Here is a 19,283-nt window from a genome sequence, read left to right on the forward strand (position 1 = left end):
TGAAACCGCGCCGCCGCACCGGTGTTGCTCAGGTGCGCCGGTCTCCCGCCGGGCGACTCATGAGTCATGAAGAAGGATCAGTTGCTCACCCGTCGCCGGGTGTTGCTCGCCGGCACCGGCGCGGCGGGCGCCGCCGCCACGGCCGGTGTGTTCGCGGCGGTCACCGGGGGCGGACCCACCGGGACCGTCCCGGCCGCCGGTCCCCAGGTGCGCCGCCCGCTCAACTCCTCCGCGTACCGGCTCCAGCCCCTCACCGGATACGGACCGCCGCACGCCGCGCCCCGCCGCACCCTGGTCCGGAGCGCACCGCTGCTGCGCTTCTCCGGACGCGGCCGCCACATGGTGCTGACCTTCGACGACGGCCCCGACCCCCGCTACACCCCGGCCGTCCTGGACACCCTCGCCAAGTACGACGTGCGCGCGATGTTCTTCGTGTGCGGCGGCATGGTCGCCGACAACAGGGAACTGCTGGCCCGGATGGCCGAAGAGGGCCATGTCGTCGGGAACCACACCTGGTCCCACCCGCTGCTCACCCGCCTCACCCGCAGGGGCATCCGCTCCGAGATGGAACGCACCTGCGACGTCATCGAGGATGCCTACGGGGAGCGCCCCGAGTGGTTCCGCGCCCCCTACGGCGCCTGGAACCGCACGGCGTTCCGGCTCGGCGCCGAACTCGGCATGGAATCCCTCGCCTGGACGGTCGACACCCTCGACTGGACCACCCCCGGCACCCGGTCCATCGTCCGCCGGGTGGAGAACGGCGCCGCCCCCGGCGTCGTGGTGCTCTCCCACGACGCCGGGGGCGACCGCTCGCAGAGCGTGCGGGCCCTGCGGCGCTATCTGCCCGAACTGCTGGACGCCGGATACCACGTCAGCGTCCCCCGGCGGCATTACGAGTGACGGACGCCGTGCGGCTTTCGCCCGCCCGGCCGGGAACGCTCAGCGCACCTCGACCGCGCGGGCGAATGCCACGACGTTGCCCGCATAGCCGTTCTGCTGGGAGAAACCGCCGCCGCAGGTGATGACCCGCAGTTCCGCCGCGCCCTTGGACGCGTACACCCGGTCCCCCGGGAAGTTGTTCTTCTCGAACACCTCGACGCCGTAGATCTCGAACACGACGGTCTTTCCGTCCTGCCGGGCGACCTCGACACGGTTTCCCTTCTTCAGGGCTCCGAGCGCGTAGAACACGGCCGGGCCCAGCTGATTGTCGACATGCCCGACGACGACCGCGGTGCCCTTCTCGCCGGGGGTGACGGCTCCGGTGAACCAGCCCGCCAGGTTCGGGTCCTCGGGCGGGGGCGCGCCGACCCAGCCGTCCGCGTCCAGGCCCACGGGAATGATCGGGGTGTCGACCTGGATCGCCGGGATCCTGACCCGGTCCGGGAGGGAGTACGGCAGCGGCTGTACGGTTCCGGCGAAGGTGGCGCCGGGCACCCGGCTGTCCGTCGCGGCCGCCGTCGCCGGCTGCGGCGGACCCTCGTCGAACTCTCCCGAACCATTCCGGATGAGGGCGAGGCCGGTCAGCAGGACCAGCGCTATCACGCCCCACGGGGCGCGCTTCCTCGGCCGCGCCTCCTCTTCGGCCTGGGCCAGCTCGGACGCAGACATGGGCCATCCCCTCTCGACGCGGCCGTCGCCGTGTCTTTCGCGCATATCAGAACGCTAAGTGCCGCGTGTGAAACCGGCGACGGGGCGGCGGCGAACGGGTGGCCCGGGCCCTCGACGGGCGGCCCGGGTATTTCAGGTGCGCCATCCGAGTTGCCGCCGCGAGGAAATTTCTGACAGTCCGTGACCTGCGGCGATATCCCATTGTGTGGATTTCCCGCGGTATCCGCTCTCACTGGGACGGACCATTCCCGAAATGCGGGTCCGGGCAGGGCAACTGACTGTCTTTCTGGGAGGCGCTTTCTCGCCGATCGACCGGGGACGGGTCCCGGGGCGTCTTCCGCGGAGGATCACATGCGTAACACTCGTGCTCTGGCGGTCGCCGGCGCCGCGGTCGCCGCCCTCGGGCTCTCCGCCCCCGCGGCCGTCGCGTGGGACAGACCGAGCAACATCGTCGCCCTGCCCAGCGTGATCGCCCGCGGCGGTCAGCTCACCATCACGGTCGACGGCTGCCGCCACGGCGGCACGGCGACCTCCAGCGCGTTCACGATGCCGGCGACGCTCTCGCCCATCCGCGGCGCCAACGAGACGGCGAGGGGCACCGCCACGATCAGGAACAACGCCCGTCCGGGTCCGTACGACATCACCGTCAGGTGCGACAGCAAGACCCTGACCAAGCCGCAGGCCTTCACCGTCATCGGCGGTGTCCGCGGCGGTATCGGCGGCAGCAGCACCACCGGTGCGACGCCGACCGACGTGGCCATCGGCGGTGGCCTCGTGACCGCGGCGGCCGTCGGCGGTGGCCTGTTCTGGATGCGGCGCCGGGCCGAGCGGCGCGTCTGACGGCGGTCGCCTCGCACGTACGGTCCTCGCCCCGGATCCTCTCCGGCCCGGGGCGAGGGCAGAACCCGTGGGCGGCATCCGCGTCGGTCCGGTCAGCCGGTTTCCTCGTCGGTGCGGCGCCGTGCGAAGTGGTAGGTCGTCCCCAGCGCGCCGGCGATGAGCGCGGCGCCGAGGCCGATCTCCTTGAGGTCGAAGCCCGCGAGGGTGCCGCCCTCTCCGGCGTGGGCGCCCTTCGACGGGTGGCCGTGGTGGTCCCCGGGGTGATGCGGGGAGTGGTGCGTCGGCCGATGTGTGGGGTGGTGCGTCGGACGGCCGCCCGCGATGGTCAGGCGCGCGGTGCCGCTCGACTCGTCACAGACGAACTCCACGTCGTACACGGCGCCGGGTTTGGCGTCCCAGTCGACGACGGCCCGTGCCGAGGACTCCCGGGGCGGGATGGCGACCAGGTCGAAGACCGGCGAGGACACCACCGCCTCTCCCCGGCACGCCGCGTTGCGGACCACCCGCAGCGTGACCCGCTCGCCCGCCGCGACGGTGGAGGGCTCGACACTGAAGCCGAAATCGGTCCGGACCGCCGCGTACGCGGTCGGCATGCAGGAGGCGAGGGCGCCGGCGCCCAGCAGTACGGCCGAAGCGACGCGTATCGCGCGCATGGTGACCTCCGGGTCCCCGAGGAGCAGCCGCGGACCTGTTCCGCTCACCTACGCACCTCGTTGCCCGAAACGCTAGGAACGGGTGCGCCGTGGCGCGATCGCAGTAGCGCGAATGGGGCATGCGTGTGCGCCGCCCGGGGGAACTCCGTTGCGGCGGCCGGGGGACGGCGACGGCGTGTCGCGCGCCCCCCGGCCCGGACCTGTGGTGCGGGCGCCGTCAGTCCCCGGCGCCCGGGAAGAGATTGAGGAACGGGTCCGCCGACGCGGTCACGCCCCTGCTGTACGGCGAGTCGAAGTCCCAGATCAGGAACAGCAGGAAGGCGATCAGCGCCGAGAACAGCCCGGCGAGGACCATTTCCCGGGTCGTTCTGCGGATCTGCAGGGCGAAGATCATTCCGATGGTGACGACGGCCCCGGCGATCAGCCCGAACCACACCACGCCCGGCATGGTCTCCCCGGTCGACTCCGCCCGGGCGATCCGGGCCTGGTTGGCCGCGGTCACCTGGTCGAGGAGCGGTTGGTAGGCCTGGGCCTGGAAGTCCGTCTTCGGCTCGTAGTCGGTGACGTCCTGCCGGACGCGCTCGAAGAGCCGGTGACCGCGCTCGGTGACCCGGCCCTCGTCGGCCATGGTGTCCCACTCGGTGGTGACGACGTATCCCACGTAGGCCTCGATGTCGTCCCGGATCCGGTCGCGTGCGTCGGCCGGGTAGACCCGGACCCGCTCGGAGATCTCGTGCAGCGCGGTGGCCTCGGCCTGGACGTGGTCCTGGGCTGCGCTGCGCCCCTCCCAGACACCGGCGATCGCCAGGCCCAGGACGATGGCGTACACCACGCCGATCCACATCGTCATGTACTCGATGACGTCCGGGGTCTCACTGGGGTCCTCGTCGTCGGACGCCGTCCGGTGGCGTACGAGCGTGATGACGACCACCACGGCGCACGCGGCCAGCATCGCGAGGGTGAGAACAAGCCATTCCGGCAAGAGGTACCTCCTGGGCTTTCAGGGATCAGCGCGCGCGCAGCGCGGCGACGGCGACCACCGCGGGCACCGTGACGAGCAGGACGAAGGTGAGCGGCGACATCGCGTTGCCCGCCTGCCGTGGCCGGGGCGGCGCGGCGCGATACCGCGGGTAGTGCACGGGTGAGGCGGACGGACGCGGTGTCGGCGTCGCCGACGGTTCTGGTGCCGGAGCCGGAGCCGGAGCCGGAGCCGGGGGAGGGGGCGGCGGTGGCGGTGGCACGGGCCTGAGGGTCGGCTCGGGCCGGGGGGCCGCCGGGCGTGGTGCGGGCGGCGGCTCGGGCGGTGGCTTGGGCCGGGCCGTGGGTGCCGGCTTCGGCGGGGGCGGCGTCGGGTCCGGAGACGGGCTCGGAGTCGGCGACGGCTTCGGCGGCGGGGGAGTCGGGGTGGGCGTGGGCGTGGGCGTGGGCGTCGGTGTGGGTGTCGGGCACGGCGGCTTGGTCGGCCAGGTCTTGCTCCCGGCGTACGCCACCGCCTTCGTGCCGTCCGGCCCCGTCGAGGCGTACGCGCAGGCGGTGGCCACCGCCACTGAACCAGGTGCGCCGACGAGCGCCCAGGTCAGCGCCGCCACCGCCAAGGCCCTTACGGCGACGGCGGGTTGGATCGAAAGGGGTCCATACACGACGAAGATCATGAGCCCTGTTCCGCCGGGACGTGCCGGAGCGCAAGGGGATTGCCCCGAAAGAGGGATTTCCGGGTGCCGCCGGTTTGATCGGCGGTCACCCGTGGGGTGCTCGACACGCATGCCTGTGCGACGGAGAGCGGCACCCGTCACAGGCCGCGGGCGGCGCTCCTCACAGCTTCCGGAAAGAAATTTGGCCCGTCGTTGAACACAATCGCTGCTCCCATGCGTACTCATGACCGTGCGGCGGCGCAGCAGGGCGCTGCAACACCCTTGCGATTATGGGGAGTTGACGATGAAGACCTCCTGGCGGAGCGCCTCACTCGTGGCGAGCGCCGCGGCGGTCCTGGCGCTGACGACGGCGTGCGGTCAGGACAGCCCACCGGCGGCCAGCCAGAACGTGGGTGCCACAGCGGCACCCGGGGATTACGGAAACATCGGCTCCGGGACCGCCGGTGCGGGCGGCACCGCGAGCAGCAGCCCGGCGGCGCCGAGCGCTTCCAGCCCGTCCAACCCCGCGGGCAAGCTGTCCGTCTCCACCGCCGACGAGATCGGCAAGGTGGTGACCGACAGCCTCGGCCTCACCCTGTACCGGTTCGACCAGGACACCGAGCAGCCGCCCAAGTCGAACTGCGACGGCGACTGCGCCAAGACCTGGCCGCCGGTCCCCGCGGACGACGCCGAGGCCGGCGAGGGCATCGACAAGGCGCTGCTCGGCTCGGTGACCCGGGCCGACGGCACCAAGCAGCTGACCGTGGGCGGCTGGCCGGCCTACCGCTACGCCAAGGACGTCAACGCCGGTGACGTCAAGGGCCAGGGTGTGGGCGGCAAGTGGTACGCGCTGGCCCCCGACGGCAAGAAGGCGCAGGAGGGCGGTGCGGGCGCCGCCGGCGGCGGTGGAGCCGAGGTCGAGGCCGGCCTGTCCACCCGTGAGGACCCCAAGCTCGGCGAGATCGTCGTCGACAAGAACGGCATGACCGTCTACCGGTTCAAGAAGGACAAGGCCTGGCCCGAGCCGGTCTCCAACTGCACCGGCGAGTGCCTGAAGAAGTGGCCGCTCGTGGAGCCCGTCGACTTCGCCGACACCAAGGGCATCCAGGAGAAGGGCTACATGATCTTCGACCGGACCGACGGCAAGGGCAAGCAGCAGACGATCAACTGCTCGCCGATCTACACCTTCGCCGGCGACAAGGCTCCGGGCGACACCAACGGCCAGGGCGTGGGCGGTACTTGGTACGCCGTGCGCCCCGACGGAAAGCTGGTCGGCGCGTCGGAATAGCAGAGAGACCTCCCCAGGGTTGACCCTCGCGTCACCCGACGGAGCCGACCCGGTCCGCCCCTCCGTGACTCACGGAGGGGCGGACCGTTTTGCCGTGCTTCACCTGAACTCATCGAATTCTCAACACTCTTCCCCTTCCGAACCGGAACTCTCCGGAATGCCTCGAACACTGTTCGTCATATGTTCGAAGGACATGCGGGCGGGTATCAATTCGGCACGTGCCGCAGGCAGTGACCGGGAACGGATGGTCAATTTCCGTTTCGGGTCGCTCCATTGGCGGGCGATCAGTAGCCTCTGCTCGAACACCGGATCGCCTACGCCTTGGAGAGATAGATGGAGCGTCCCGCCTGGGCCCCACGGAGCATCGACATCTCGGTGCCCTCCGTTTCCCGGATGTACGACTTCTATCTGGGCGGATCGCACAACTTCGAGGTCGACCGGGAAGCGGCCCGCAGGGCCATGGGGTTCCTGCCGGGCCTTCCCAAGATCATGCAGGCGAACCGGGCGTTCATGCGCCGCGCCGTGCGCTACGCGGCCGACGAGGGCATCACCCAGTTCCTGGACATCGGTTCCGGCATCCCGACCTTCGGCAATGTGCACGAGGTGGCCCAGGCCGCCCGCCCCGGCGCGCGCGTGGTGTACGTCGACCACGACCCGGTGGCGGTGGCGCACAGCCAGGCGGTTCTGGAGGGCAACGACGGCGCGGGCGTCGTCGCCGCGGATCTCCGCAAGCCCCGGGACATCCTGGGCAGCCCCGAGGTCGAGCGGCTGATCGACCTGAATCAGCCAGTGGCCCTGCTCCTCGTTGCCATACTTCACTTCGTGGAAGACGAGGACGACCCGTACGGGGCGGTGGCCGAACTGCGGGACGCGCTCGCGCCCGGCAGCCTGCTCGTGCTCACCCATGCCTCCTACGAGGGGATCCCGCTGCCGCCGGAGCGGGCCGGGGGTGCGGTGGACGTGTACGACGAGATCCGCAACCCGCTGATCATGCGCTCGCGCGAGGAGATCGCGCGGTTCTTCGAGGGGTACGACATGGTGGAACCCGGACTGGTGGCGATGCCACGCTGGCGGCCCGACACCGCACCGGAGGACGAGGATCCGTACGCGTTCTCCGGTTTCGCGGGCGTGGGGCGTACGGCGTGATCGCGGAACCGGACGGGCCGGAGGACAGACTGCGCAGATTCGCGACGATCTGGAGTCGGGCGGTCTTCCCGGTGACCTCGACGTCGTCCACCCGCGCGGAGTTCGAGGAGCAACTGCTGCCGCTGGCCCGGCGGCTGAGCGAGGCGCTGCGGGCCCGGGCCTTCGACTCCGACGAGGGCAGGGCCGTGGGCGCCGCCCTCGTGGACGCGCACTGCACCGACCCGGAGGCACTCAGCCACACGCTGGACTGCGTGGACGCCTACCTGGTCCTGTACTGCGGCGGCGACGGCGACCAGGAGGACCTGCGGGCGCGCTGCGCACGACTCCAGCACGCCATGTCCGCCGGCTTCGCCCGGGCGCTGCGCGAGCGGACGCTGGCCGAGCAGGAGGCCATCGCCGAGGCCGCCCTCCAGGCGCAGGGCGTGGTGGCGCAGGCCCTGCACGCCAGCGAGGCACGGTTCCGGGCGGTCTTCGAGGGCGCGGCCATAGGCATCGGCATGGCCGACCTCGAGGGCAACATCCTCCAGGTCAACGGCGCGCTGCTGCGCATGTTCGGCATCTCCGAGCAGGCCTTGCGCAGCCGCAACGTCAGGGAGTGGACCCACCCCGACGACGCGCCGCAGACCTGGCGGCTCTACGACGAGCTCGTACGCGGCGAGCGTGAGCACTACCACCTGGAGAAGGCGTTCTACCGCCCCGACGGAACGGTCCTGTGGACCAATCTGACGGTCTCCCTGCTGCGCGACGCCGACGGCGATCCGCAGTACCAGCTCGCCCTCATGGAGGACACCACCGAGCGGCGGCTGCTCAACCTGAGGCTGCGCTACGAGGCCACGCACGACGCGCTGACCGGCCTGCCGAACCGCACCTTCTTCTTCGAGCGCCTGGAGAAGGCACTGGGCGCCGGGGAAGGCCAGCGGTTCGGGCTGTGCTACCTCGACCTCGACGGCTTCAAGACCATCAACGACAGCCTGGGCCACGCGGCCGGCGACCGGCTGCTGGTGGAGGTCGCCGACCGGCTGCAGTCCTGCGCCACCGCGCCCGGCGAGATGGTCGCCCGGCTCGGCGGCGACGAGTTCGTGGCGTTGACCACCGGCCCCGACACCCAGCACGAGGTCGACGAGCTCGCCGGCCGCATCATGAACGCGCTGCTCGCGCCGATCAGCGTCGACGGCCGGGAGCTGACCGTGCGCGGCAGCATCGGCATCGTCGAGGGCCCGGCGGGGGAGCGCAGCCCGGCGGAGGTGCTGCGCAGCGCCGACATCACCATGTACCGGGCCAAGTCGGCGGGCGGCAACCGTTTCGAACTCGCCGACGCGGAGGCCGACGCCCGGGCCATCACCCGGCACGGACTGACCACCGCCCTGCCCACCGCGCTGGAGCGGGGCGAGTTCTTCATCGAGTACCAGCCGCTGGTGCACCTCGGCGACGGCAGTGTCCGGGGAGCCGAGGCCCTGGTGCGCTGGCTGCACCCGCAGCACGGCGTCCTCGGCCCGGACCGCTTCATCCCGCTCGCCGAGCACACCGGGCTGATCGTGCCGCTGGGCCGCTGGGTCCTGGAGCAGTCCGTACGGCAGGCCCGCGAGTGGCGGGAACTGAACGGCGGCGCGGAGGCCGTGGGCCCGCTGCGGATCAACGTCAACCTGTCGCCCTGCCAGCTGACCCACCCCGGCCTGGTCCAGGACACCGTCGACATCCTGGAACGCACCGGCATCGAGCCGAACGCGCTCTGCCTGGAGGTCACGGAGTCGGCGCTGATCGGCGCGGACGACGACCTGCTCAAGCCGTTGCGCCGCCTGGCGGAGATGGGCGTCGACATCGCCCTGGACGACTTCGGCACGGGCTACTCCAACCTCGCCAACCTGCGCCGTCTCCCGGTCAGCATCCTGAAACTGGACCGCTCCTTCACCCAGAGCATGCAACAGTTCCCGGCCGACCCCGTCGACCTCAAGATCGTCGAGGGAATCGTCTCCCTGGCCCACAGCCTGGACCTCGCGGTCACGGTCGAGGGCGTGGAAACCGGCGCCCAGGCCGAGCAACTGCGCATGATGGGCTGCGACACGGCCCAGGGCTGGTACTACGCCCGCCCGGGCCCACCGGAGCGCCTGCACGAACTGGCCCTGGTGGACGCGACGGGGTGAGACAGGACGCCCTTCCGGGGGCGCGCGGAACGGCGCATCTTGGGGGCGCCGGGAACTGCGCGAACACCACGACGCTCCCGCACCCCCGCACTGCGCTCACACGAGACGGCGCTACGGGAAGAACCGCCTCACCGCTCCAGCAACATCCGCTGCAACTCCTGAGCGGCCCGAGGCGGAGCCACATCACTGCGGTGCGCCAGCGCGATCGTGCGGTGGAGGCCGGGTCTGGCAAGCGGCGTCACCCGCAACCCACGACCCGACCTCGCCGCCACCATGCGGGGTACGACGGCTACGCCGAGACCCGCCCGCACAAAGCCCAGCACGGCGTCCATCTCCCCGCCCTCCACGGCGAAGTCGGGTTCGAACCCCTCGGCCCGGCACGCCGCGACGGTCAGTTCCCGCAGGTCATAACCGTGCCGGAACATCACCAGCCGCTCCCCCTCCAGATCGGCTACCCGCACGGTACGCCGACCCCCGCCGGGCCTCGCCGCATCCGGTGAGGACACCACCACGAGATCCTCCCGCAGCAGCTCCACCGTCGTCAGCGCCGGCGCCGGCGTCGGCAGCGGCAGCACGACCAGCGCCAGATCCAGCGCGCCACGGGCCAGCCCCCGCACCAGATCATGGGAGCCGCCCTCTTCGATCAGCAGCCGGATCCCCGGGTAGCGATCATGGAACGCCCGCAGCACATCCGGCAGCAGCCCCGTGCACACGCTCGGCGTCGCCCCCAGCCGTACCCGCCCCCGCCGCAGCTGAGCCAGCTCCTGCACCTCCTGCCGCGCCGTGTCCGCGTCGGCCAGGATCCGCCGGGCCAGGGGCAGCAGCGCCTCCCCGGCATCCGTGAGCGTGATGTTGCCGCGAGCGCGCCGGAACAGATCCGCTCCCAGTTCCCGCTCCAGCGCCTTGATCTGCTGCGACAACGACGGCTGCGCGACATGGACCAGATCGGCGGCCCGGGTGAAGTGCCGGGTCTCGGCGACGGCCACGAAGTACTGGAGCTGCTGGAACTGCATCCTCGTACGATAGCCCCGGCCTATGGAATCAAGCTGGACCATGTCTTGGACCGATCGGTCGCGCGTCCGTAGCGTGCTGGCCATGGCTCTGGCAACGCGGACGGACAAACGGCCGTCCATGGCACGCACCGTGTGGGACTCCACCCTCGGCAAGAAGACCGTGATGGCGGTCAGCGGGCTGATCATGCTGCTGTACCTGGTCGCCCACATGATCGGGAATCTGAAGATCTACTTCGGCGCGGGCGAGTTCAACGCCTACGGCCACTGGCTGCGCACCGTCGGTGAGCCGTTCATGCACTACGAGTGGACGCTCTGGCTGATCCGGGTCGTGCTCCTCGTCGCCGTCGTCGCCCACGCCACCTCGGCGTACCAGCTCAGCCGCCGCGACATCAAGGCGCGCCCGAGCAAGTACGTGCACAAGAAGCCGCGGGCCTCCTACGCCACGCGCACCATGCGCTGGGGCGGCATCATCCTCGGGCTGTTCATCGTCTGGCACATCCTGGACCTGACGACCGGCACCGCGCACCCCGGCGGCTTCCAGCAGGGCCGTCCGTACCAGAACGTCGTGGACACCTTCTCCACCTGGTACGGCAACGTCGTCTACATCGTCGCGATGCTCGCGCTCGGCCTGCACATCCGGCACGGCTTCTGGAGCGCCGCCCAGACCCTCGGCGTCGGCAGCCGCAGCCGCGACCGCGCCCTGAAGACCGTCGCCAACGTTCTCGCGCTGCTGCTCACGGCCGGTTTCATCGCCGTACCCGTGGGCGTCATGACCGGAGTGGTGAGCTGAAGATGACTTCCTACACCGACTACGCGACCGGTGAGCCCGTCGCCGACACCAAGGCCCCCGCCGGGCCGGTCAACGAGCGCTGGGACAAGCGCCGTTTCGAAGCCAGACTCGTCAACCCCGCCAACCGGCGCAAACACACCGTCATCGTCGTCGGCACCGGCCTCGCCGGCGGCTCCGCCGGGGCCACCCTCGCCGAACAGGGCTACCACGTCGTCCAGTTCTGCTACCAGGACTCCCCGCGCCGCGCCCACTCCATCGCCGCGCAGGGCGGCATCAACGCCGCGAAGAACTACCGCAACGACGGCGACTCCATCCACCGGCTGTTCTACGACACCGTCAAGGGCGGCGACTTCCGGGCCCGCGAGTCCAACGTCCACCGGCTCGCGCAGATCTCCGTCGAGATCATCGACCAGTGCGTGGCCCAGGGCGTGCCGTTCGCCCGTGAGTACGGCGGCCTGCTCGACACCCGCTCCTTCGGCGGCGTGCAGGTCTCGCGCACGTTCTACGCCCGCGGCCAGACGGGCCAGCAGCTCCTCCTCGGCGCCTACCAGGCACTCAGCCGGCAGATCGCCGCCGGGAACATCGAGATGCACCCGCGCACCGAGATGCTCGACCTGATCGTGGTCGACGGGCGTGCGCGCGGGATCGTGGCCCGCGACCTGATCACCGGGAAGATCGACACGTATTTCGCGGACGCCGTCGTACTCGCGAGCGGCGGCTACGGCAACGTCTTCTACCTGTCGACGAACGCCATGAACTCCAACGCCACCGCCATCTGGCGGGCCCACCGGCGCGGCGCCTATTTCGCCAACCCCTGCTTCACCCAGATCCACCCCACCTGCATCCCGCGCACCGGCGACCACCAGTCCAAGCTGACGCTGATGAGCGAGTCGCTGCGCAACGACGGGCGTATCTGGGTGCCGAAGGCGAAGGGCGACCAGCGGCCCCCGGCCGAGATCCCCGAGGAGGAGCGCGACTACTACCTGGAGCGCATCTATCCGTCCTTCGGCAACCTCGTGCCGCGTGACATAGCCTCCCGCGCCGCGAAGAACGTGTGCGACGAGGGCCGGGGCGTCGGCCCCGGAGGCCAGGGCGTGTACCTGGACTTCGCCGACGCGATCGCGCGGATGGGCCGCAAGGCGGTCGAGGCCAAGTACGGCAACCTCTTCGACATGTACCAGCGGATCACCGACGAGGACCCGTACCGGGTGCCGATGCGGATCTACCCCGCCGTGCACTACACGATGGGCGGGCTGTGGGTCGACTACGACCTCCAGACCACCGTCCCCGGGCTGTTCGCGATCGGCGAGGCCAACTTCTCCGACCACGGGGCCAACCGGCTCGGCGCCTCCGCGCTGATGCAGGGCCTCGCCGACGGCTACTTCGTGCTCCCGGCGACCATCAACGACTACCTGGCCCGCAACCCGCACCACGACCCGGTCACCGACGAACACCCCGTCGTCCAGGAGGTGCTGGCCGAGACCCAGGACCGGCTCAACCTGCTGCTGTCCGTCGACGGCGACCGCACCCCCGACTCCTTCCACCGCGAGGTCGGCGAACTCATGTGGGAGTTCTGCGGCATGGCCCGCACCGATTCCGGCCTGCGCAAGGCGCTGGAGCGCATCCCGCAGATCCGGGAGGAGTTCTGGCGGCGGATCAAGGTGCCCGGCACCGGCGAGGAGTTCAACCAGTCGCTGGAGAAGGCCAACCGGGTCGTCGACTACCTGGAGCTGGCCGAGCTGATGTGCCTCGACGCGCTGCACCGCGCCGAGTCCTGCGGCGGCCACTTCCGCGAGGAGTCCCAGACGCCCGACGGCGAGGCCGCCCGCAAGGACGAGGAGTTCGGGTACGCGGCCGCCTGGGAGTTCACCGGCACCGGCGAGGCTCCGTCCCTGCACAGGGAAGACCTGGCCTTCGAGTACGTCCACCCCACTCAGCGGAGCTACGCATGAAGCTCACCCTGCGCGTCTGGCGGCAGCCGAACGCCGATGCCGACGGCACGATGTCCACGTACCAGGTGGACGACATCTCGCCCGACATGTCCTTCCTGGAGATGCTCGACACGCTCAACGAGGAGCTCATCCTGCGGGGTGAGGACCCCGTGGCCTTCGACCACGACTGCCGCGAGGGCATCTGCGGTGCCTGCTCCCTCGTGATCAACGGGGACGCGCACGGGCCGGAACGCACCACGACCTGTCAGTTGCACATGAGGTCCTTCGAGGACGGCGACACGATCGACATCGAGCCGTGGCGGGCGTCCGCCTTCCCGGTCATCAAGGATCTGGTCGTGGACCGGTCCGCCTTCGACCGCATCATCCAGGCCGGCGGCTACATCACCGCACCGACGGGGGCGGCGCCGGAGGCGCATGCCACGCCGGTGCCGAAGCCCGACGCCGACCTCGCGTTCGAGCACGCGGAGTGCATCGGGTGCGGGGCGTGTGTGGCGGCCTGTCCCAACGGGGCGGCCATGCTGTTCACCTCCGCCAAGGTCAACCATCTCAATGTGCTGCCGCAGGGGGCGCCCGAGCGGGAGACGCGGGTGCTGGACATGGTGGAGCAGATGGACGAGGAGGGCTTCGGCGGCTGCACGCTCACCGGGGAGTGCGCCACCGCCTGTCCCAAGGGAATTCCCCTCATGTCCATCACCAGCATGAACAAGGAGTGGCTGCGGGCCACGAGGAAGGCCGCCAAGCAGTAGTTCAACAGGCGCACACCCGCACTCCTGGCACCCGTCACGCGCAGGACAGGCGGCATGGGCACAACAGTGGGCGGCGGCACCGCTCGCCGCCTCCGGCCCGTGACCAGGAGAGAGCCATGACCGGCGTACTGACCGTCGACCGCCCCGCGCAGCCCACGGCCCCCACCCGCTACACCGTCTCCCTCGCCCGGAACGAAGAGGACGTGCGTGCCGCGCAGCGGCTGCGGCACGACGTCTTCGCCGGGGAACTGGGCGCCCTGCTGACCGGCCCGCAGCCGGGCCTCGACATCGACTCGTTCGACGCGTACTGCGACCACCTGCTCGTCCGCGAGGAGACGACCGGCCAGGTCGTCGGCACCTACCGGCTGCTGCCGCCGGAGCGCGCGGCGGTCGCCGGGCGGCTGTACTCCGAGAGCGAGTTCGATCTGACCTCCCTCGGCGGGATCCGGCCGGAACTCGTCGAGGTCGGCCGCTCCTGTGTGCACCCCGACCACCGCGACGGCGCGGTCATCAGCCTCATCTGGGCCGGTATCGCCCGCTACATGGTCGACCGAGGCCACGAGTGGCTCGCCGGCTGCTGCTCCATCCCGCTGGCCGACGGCGGTGCCCTCGCCTCCGCCACCTGGGACCGGGTGCGCGACAAGCACCTGTCGCCGCAGGAGTACCGCGTCCGGCCGCTGCTGCCGTGGATCCCGGGTCCCGCACCCGCCGCCCGTGTCGAACTGCCCGCCCTGCTCCGCGGCTATCTGCGCCTCGGCGCCTGGGTGTGCGGCGAACCGGCCCACGACCCGGACTTCGGCGTCGCCGACCTGTACGTGCTGCTGCCGATGAGCCGGGTCAACTCGCGCTACCTGCGGCACTTCCTCTCCCTCGTGCCGGCCTGATGAGCGCCTGGCTGCCCCTCGCGCCCTGTACGCCCCGGGCCTGTGTCGAGCCGGTGGCGAGGGCCGTGCCGTGGGCCGTGCTGCGGCTCGCCGCGGTCGTCCTGCTCCTCCTCGCCGGGATCGCGCTTACGCCGTGGGGCGCCCGGATTCCGGCGACCCTGGTCCGGCGGTGGTGCCGGTGGATCGTGCGGGCCGCAGGGGTCCAGGTCCGCGTCACCGGCGCCGCCGCCCCCACCGGCCCTCTGCTGCTGGTCGCCAACCACATCTCCTGGCTGGACATCCCCCTGCTCGCCGCCGTACGTCCCGCCCGGATGCTGGCCAAGACCGAGGTGCGGCGGTGGCCCGTCGCCGGGCCGCTGGTCGCGCGCGGCGGCGTCCTGTTCATCGACCGGGACCGGCTGCGGGCCCTGCCGGGCACCGTCGCCCGCATCGCCGAGGTACTGCGCGAGGGCCGGGCCGTCGGGGTCTTCCCCGAGGGCAGCACCTGGTGCGGCCGCTCCCAGGGCGTCTTCCGCCGTGCCGTCTTCCAGGCCGCGCTGGACGCGGGGGCCGCGGTCCAGCCGGTGCGTCTGCGGTACCGGATCGCCGGCGGGCCCACCAGCACCGCGCCCGCCTTCGTCGGCGACGACACGCTGCCGGCCTCGGTCTGGCGCGTCGTGTCGGCACGCGGACTGCTGGCCGAGGTGGACGTACAGGACGTCATACCCCCGGGCACCCACCCCGACCGGCGCTCGCTCGCCCGGGCCGCACAGCCGACCGGGCCCGCCCAGCCGGCCTGGACCCACGCCGCACTGGTGACCCGGCCGCACGGCGGCACGAAAAATCCCGCGACGGTCCCCGCGCCCGCTGTTACCGTCGGATCCATGGAGGTCATCAAGCGCACCGAAGCCGCAGCCGCGCGAGCGACCAGCTCACCGGCTGCCGACGCCTGACCTCGTCACCTCTTCCCGGCGGCCGGAGACGGACCGCCAGGACCCCCGGTACCTCCGTACCCTCCGGCTTCCCTCTCGCGGTTCGTTCCGGTCCCCCTGACCTCAAGGAGACCGCCATGGACACGGACCGGACCGTACGGACGTTCAACGACTTCTTCCGTGAGCGCGGGCACCGGCTGATCAGCGGCAGCACGCTGCTGCCCTCGCCCTCGGATCCGGTGCTGTTCACCACGGCCGGCATGCAGCCCCTCACGCCGTATCTGCTGGGCCGCCCGCATCCCCAGGGCCGGCGGCTGGTCAACCTCCAGCGCTGCCTGCGCACCACCGACCTGGACGAGATCGGCGACACCACGCACCTGACGGTGTTCCAGATGCTCGGCTCCTGGTCACTGGGCGACTACGACCACGCCCAGTCCCTTCGCTGGGGATACGAACTGCTGCGCGAGGGATTCGGCATCCCGCGAGAACGGCTGTACGTCACGGTCTTCGGCGGATCCGATCAGGCCGGTCCAGACACCGATTCGCTGCGCGTCTGGGAGGACTTGGGGCTGCCGGTGGAGCGGGCCGGGGAGGAGAACTGGTGGTCCAACGGCCCGGCCGGCCCCTGCGGCCCCGACTCGGAGATCTTCGTCTGGACCGGCGAGGCCGGCACCCCGCCCCAGGGCAGTCCCGGCACCGACCCCCGCTGGACGGAACTCTGGAACCACGTCCACATGCGCTACGAGCGCCACCCCGACGGCACTCTCGTCCCCCTGCGGCAGCCCGGCGTGGACACGGGCATGGGCCTTGAACGCCTGGTCGCCGTCCTGCAAGGACACCGGTCGGTCTACGACACGGACCTCTTCGAACCGTGGATGCGGACCGTGCCCTCGCTGTGGGAGCTGGACGGCCCGTCGACCCGCCTGGTCAGCGACCATCTGCGGTCCGGCATCGTCGTGCTCGGCGACGGCGTACGGCCCTCGAACACCGGCCGCGGCTACGTCCTGCGCCGGCTGATCCGCCGTCTCCTCACCACACTCGGGAGCGGTGACTCACCCCGTACCCTCGCCGACCTGCCCCCGGAGCTGATCGAGCACACCCTCGACCACTTCCGCCAGTCCGCCGGCCCTGATCTCGTCCGGGAGGTCCTCCTCGACGAGGAGCGGCGGTTCGGCAGGCTCCTCGAACGGGGCAGCCGTCTGCTGTCCCGGCCCGAGTACCAGAGGCCCCTCAGCGAAGAGGACTACAGCTACCTCCACGACACCTACGGACTGCCCCGGGACCTCGTCGCCGGACTGCTCGCCGCCCGCTGACGGGCTACGGCCGCTCCCGGCCGAGCGCCCGGCCCAGATACCGGGCCGTGGCGCTCGGCTCCGCCCGGGCCACCTCGGCGGGCGGCCCCGCCGCCACGATCCGGCCGCCCGCGTCGCCGCCGCCCGGGCCGAGGTCGATCACCCAGTCCGTGCGCGCGACGACGGACATGTCGTGCTCGACGACGATCACGGTGTGCCCGGCGTCGACCAGGCCGTGCAACTGGCGCATCAGGACGTCCACGTCGGCCGGGTGGAGGCCGGTGGTCGGCTCGTCGAGGAGGTAGAGCGTGTGGCCCCGCCGGCCGCGCTGGAGCTCGCTCGCCAGCTTGATGCGCTGCGCCTCGCCGCCGGACAGCTCGGTCGCGGGCTGGCCGAGGCGCAGATAGCCGAGCCCCACGTCCAGCAGGGTGCCGAGGCTGCGGGCCACGGCCGGGGTGTCCGCGAAGAACTCCGCCGCGCTCTCCACCGTGAGGTCCAGCACCCGCGCGATGTCCCGCCCGCGGTACGTCACTTCCAGCGTCTCCGGGTTGTACCGGGCCCCGCCGCAGTCCGGGCAGGGCGCGTACGTGCTGGGCAGGAACAGCAGCTCCACGCTGACGAACCCCTCGCCCTGGCAGGTCTCGCAGCGCCCGCCCGCCACGTTGAAGGAGAACCGGCCGACCCCGAAGCCCCGTTCGCGCGCCCCGTCGGTGGCCGCGAACACCTTGCGCACCACGTCGAAGAGACCGGTGTACGTCGCGAGGTTCGAGCGCGGGGTGCGCCCGATGGGCTTCTGGTCGACCGAGACCAGCCGGCCCACCCCCGCCGTGCCCGCCGCCTCCTCGGTGATCTCGCCGATGAGCGTGGACTTGCCGGATCCGGACACCCCGGTGATCGCGGTGAACACGCCGAGCGGGAAGTCGGCGGTCACACCGCGCAGGTTGTGCCGGGTGACCGGGCCGGTCTTCAGCCACCCGCCCGGTGTGCGGACCTCCCGGGCAGGGGCGGGGGAGCGGTCGAACAGATAGCGGGCCGTCGCCGACTCGTCGACGCCTGCCAGCTCCGCGACCGGGCCGCTGTGCAGCACCCGCCCGCCGTGCTCGCCCGCCTGCGGGCCCACGTCCACCAGCCAGTCGGCGCCGCGTACGACGTCGAGGTGGTGCTCCACCACGAACACCGAGTTCCCGGCCGACTTCAGCCGCTCCAGCACCGTGAGCAGCGCCTCGGTGTCCGCCGGGTGCAGTCCGGCCGACGGCTCGTCGAGGACGTAGACGACGCCGAACAGGCCGGAGCGCAGCTGGGTGGCGAGGCGCAGGCGTTGCAGTTCGCCGGCGGAGAGGGTGGGGGTGGGCCGGTCGAGGCTGAGGTAGCCGAGGCCCAGCTCGACGACCGGTGCGATCCGGGACGTCAGGTCGGCGGTGAGGACCCGGGCGGTCTCCGATGTCGCGTCGAGACCGGCGGCCAGCTCCGCCAGCGGCACCGCCGCCAGCTCGGCGATGGTCCGGCCGCCGAACGTCACGGCGAGTGCCTCGGGGCGCAGCCGGCTCCCGCCGCAGGCCGGGCAGGGCGCACTGGCCAGGAACCGTTCGGCCTTCGCCCGCAGGGCCGGGCTCTTGGAGTCCGAGAAGGTCTTCATCACGTACCGCCGGGCGCTCATGTACGTGCCCTGGTACGGCCGCTGGATGCGGTCCGCGTCCCGCACCGGGTGCACGGTGACGACCGGCTGCTCGTCCGTGAACAGGATCCACTCCCGGGCCGCGGCGGGCAGCTCCCGCCACGGCCGGTCCACGTCGTGGCCGAGCGCGTCGAGGACGTCCCGCAGGTTCTTGCCCTGCCAGGCACCCGGCCAGGCGGCGATGGCGCCCTCGCGGATTGACAGCGACGGGTCCGGGACCAGCAGCTCCTCGCTCGTACGGTGCACCTGCCCGAGCCCGTGGCACTCCGGGCAGGCCCCGGCCGCCGTGTTGGGCGAGAACGCGTCGGAGTCGAGGCGCCCGGAGCCGGGCGGGTAGGTACCGGCCCGGGAGAACAGCATGCGCAGGGAGTTCGAGAGGTTGGTGACGGTGCCGACGGAGGAACGCGAGGTGGGGGCGGAGCGGCGCTGCTGGAGGGAGACGGCCGGCGGCAGGCCGGTGATCTCTCCGACCTTCGGCGCGCCGACCTGGTGGATCAGCCGGCGCGCGTACGGCGCGACCGACTCGAAGTAGCGCCGCTGGGCCTCCGCGTAGATCGTGCCGAACGCCAGCGACGACTTGCCCGAGCCGGACACGCCGGTGAACACGGCCAGCACGTCCCGGGGGATGTCGACGTCGATGCCCTGGAGGTTGTGCTCGCGGGCGCCGCGGACGCGGACGAATGGGTCATGAGGGTCGCGGTCGTGCATGGGAA

At 71.5% G+C, this 19,283-nt stretch carries 17 protein-coding genes; 11 read left to right on the top strand and 6 right to left on the bottom strand.

Features of this window, described 5'->3' with window-relative positions:
* The first annotated feature begins 66 nt into the window (after nt 1-66).
* Complete coding sequence (locus ACFZBT_RS25200; RefSeq protein WP_391107342.1) at nt 67-900, top strand: polysaccharide deacetylase family protein; 834 nt, start codon at nt 67-69, stop codon at nt 898-900.
* Nucleotides 901-939: 39 nt separating this feature from the next.
* Here the strand turns inward: ACFZBT_RS25200 and ACFZBT_RS25205 are convergent, their stop codons facing one another.
* Nucleotides 940-1,608, bottom strand: coding sequence for a class F sortase (locus ACFZBT_RS25205; protein ID WP_391107345.1), 669 nt, complete (start codon nt 1,606-1,608; stop codon nt 940-942).
* Between the two features lie 351 nt (nt 1,609-1,959).
* Here ACFZBT_RS25205 and ACFZBT_RS25210 point away from each other — a divergent pair, with 351 nt between their 5' ends.
* Nucleotides 1,960-2,448 (top strand): hypothetical protein, encoded by a 489-nt coding sequence (locus ACFZBT_RS25210; RefSeq protein ID WP_391107348.1) that lies wholly within the window; start codon nt 1,960-1,962, stop codon nt 2,446-2,448.
* Nucleotides 2,449-2,540: 92 nt separating this feature from the next.
* On the opposite strand, the gene ACFZBT_RS25215 is transcribed toward ACFZBT_RS25210, so the two are convergent.
* The 3 genes from ACFZBT_RS25215 to ACFZBT_RS25225 all read right to left on the bottom strand — a co-directional run bounded on the left by ACFZBT_RS25215 (nt 2,541) and on the right by ACFZBT_RS25225 (nt 4,240).
* A complete protein-coding gene (locus ACFZBT_RS25215; RefSeq protein WP_391107435.1) occupies nt 2,541-3,101 on the bottom strand; it encodes a hypothetical protein in 561 nt (186 codons plus the stop codon).
* Nucleotides 3,102-3,318: 217 nt separating this feature from the next.
* Nucleotides 3,319-4,053 carry a hypothetical protein gene (locus ACFZBT_RS25220; protein ID WP_391107438.1) on the bottom strand — a complete coding sequence of 245 codons (735 nt, stop codon included), beginning with the start codon at nt 4,051-4,053 and terminating at the stop codon, nt 3,319-3,321.
* A gap of 55 nt (nt 4,054-4,108) precedes the next feature.
* The gene (locus ACFZBT_RS25225; RefSeq protein ID WP_391107351.1) at nt 4,109-4,240 is read right to left on the bottom strand and encodes a hypothetical protein; all 132 of its coding nucleotides are present in this window, start codon (nt 4,238-4,240) and stop codon (nt 4,109-4,111) included.
* Between the two features lie 796 nt (nt 4,241-5,036).
* On the opposite strand from ACFZBT_RS25225, the gene ACFZBT_RS25230 reads away from it, so the two are divergent.
* The 3 genes from ACFZBT_RS25230 to ACFZBT_RS25240 all read left to right on the top strand — a co-directional run bounded on the left by ACFZBT_RS25230 (nt 5,037) and on the right by ACFZBT_RS25240 (nt 9,307).
* Complete coding sequence (locus tag ACFZBT_RS25230) at nt 5,037-6,020, top strand: SCO0930 family lipoprotein (RefSeq protein ID WP_391107353.1); 984 nt, start codon at nt 5,037-5,039, stop codon at nt 6,018-6,020.
* A gap of 333 nt (nt 6,021-6,353) precedes the next feature.
* The gene (locus ACFZBT_RS25235) at nt 6,354-7,166 is read left to right on the top strand and encodes an SAM-dependent methyltransferase (protein ID WP_391107356.1); all 813 of its coding nucleotides are present in this window, start codon (nt 6,354-6,356) and stop codon (nt 7,164-7,166) included.
* The gene (locus ACFZBT_RS25240; RefSeq protein ID WP_391107359.1) at nt 7,163-9,307 is read left to right on the top strand and encodes an EAL domain-containing protein; all 2,145 of its coding nucleotides are present in this window, start codon (nt 7,163-7,165) and stop codon (nt 9,305-9,307) included. Before ACFZBT_RS25235 ends, ACFZBT_RS25240 begins: the two co-directional genes overlap by 4 nt.
* Before the next feature lie 128 nt (nt 9,308-9,435).
* Here ACFZBT_RS25240 and ACFZBT_RS25245 read toward each other — a convergent pair whose 3' ends face one another.
* Nucleotides 9,436-10,320, bottom strand: a complete 885-nt coding sequence (locus ACFZBT_RS25245; protein ID WP_391107362.1) for a LysR substrate-binding domain-containing protein — start codon at nt 10,318-10,320, stop codon at nt 9,436-9,438.
* 118 nt (nt 10,321-10,438) lie between these two features.
* Between ACFZBT_RS25245 and ACFZBT_RS25250 the strand changes: the two genes are divergently transcribed.
* From ACFZBT_RS25250 to ACFZBT_RS25275, 6 genes are all read left to right on the top strand, one after another.
* A complete protein-coding gene (locus ACFZBT_RS25250) occupies nt 10,439-11,110 on the top strand; it encodes a succinate dehydrogenase (protein ID WP_391107441.1) in 672 nt (223 codons plus the stop codon).
* 2 nt (nt 11,111-11,112) lie between these two features.
* Nucleotides 11,113-13,062 carry a fumarate reductase/succinate dehydrogenase flavoprotein subunit gene (locus ACFZBT_RS25255; protein ID WP_391107365.1) on the top strand — a complete coding sequence of 650 codons (1,950 nt, stop codon included), beginning with the start codon at nt 11,113-11,115 and terminating at the stop codon, nt 13,060-13,062.
* A complete protein-coding gene (locus tag ACFZBT_RS25260) occupies nt 13,059-13,808 on the top strand; it encodes a succinate dehydrogenase/fumarate reductase iron-sulfur subunit (protein WP_391107367.1) in 750 nt (249 codons plus the stop codon). The genes ACFZBT_RS25255 and ACFZBT_RS25260 overlap by 4 nt, the downstream gene beginning before the upstream one ends.
* Nucleotides 13,809-13,924: 116 nt before the next feature.
* Complete coding sequence (locus ACFZBT_RS25265) at nt 13,925-14,692, top strand: GNAT family N-acyltransferase (RefSeq protein ID WP_391107370.1); 768 nt, start codon at nt 13,925-13,927, stop codon at nt 14,690-14,692.
* Entirely contained in the window at nt 14,692-15,624 is a 933-nt protein-coding gene (locus ACFZBT_RS25270; RefSeq protein WP_391107373.1) for a 1-acyl-sn-glycerol-3-phosphate acyltransferase, read from the top strand. The genes ACFZBT_RS25265 and ACFZBT_RS25270 overlap by 1 nt, the downstream gene beginning before the upstream one ends.
* Before the next feature lie 116 nt (nt 15,625-15,740).
* Nucleotides 15,741-16,916 carry an alanine--tRNA ligase-related protein gene (locus ACFZBT_RS25275; protein WP_391107376.1) on the top strand — a complete coding sequence of 392 codons (1,176 nt, stop codon included), beginning with the start codon at nt 15,741-15,743 and terminating at the stop codon, nt 16,914-16,916.
* A gap of 4 nt (nt 16,917-16,920) precedes the next feature.
* Here the strand turns inward: ACFZBT_RS25275 and ACFZBT_RS25280 are convergent, their stop codons facing one another.
* Nucleotides 16,921-19,278, bottom strand: a complete 2,358-nt coding sequence (locus tag ACFZBT_RS25280) for an ATP-binding cassette domain-containing protein (RefSeq protein ID WP_391107379.1) — start codon at nt 19,276-19,278, stop codon at nt 16,921-16,923.
* Nucleotides 19,279-19,283: the final 5 nt, after the last annotated feature.

Source organism: Streptomyces sp. NPDC008137, from assembly GCF_042957035.1.
In the GTDB taxonomy this organism is placed as follows: Bacteria; Actinomycetota; Actinomycetes; order Streptomycetales; family Streptomycetaceae; genus Streptomyces.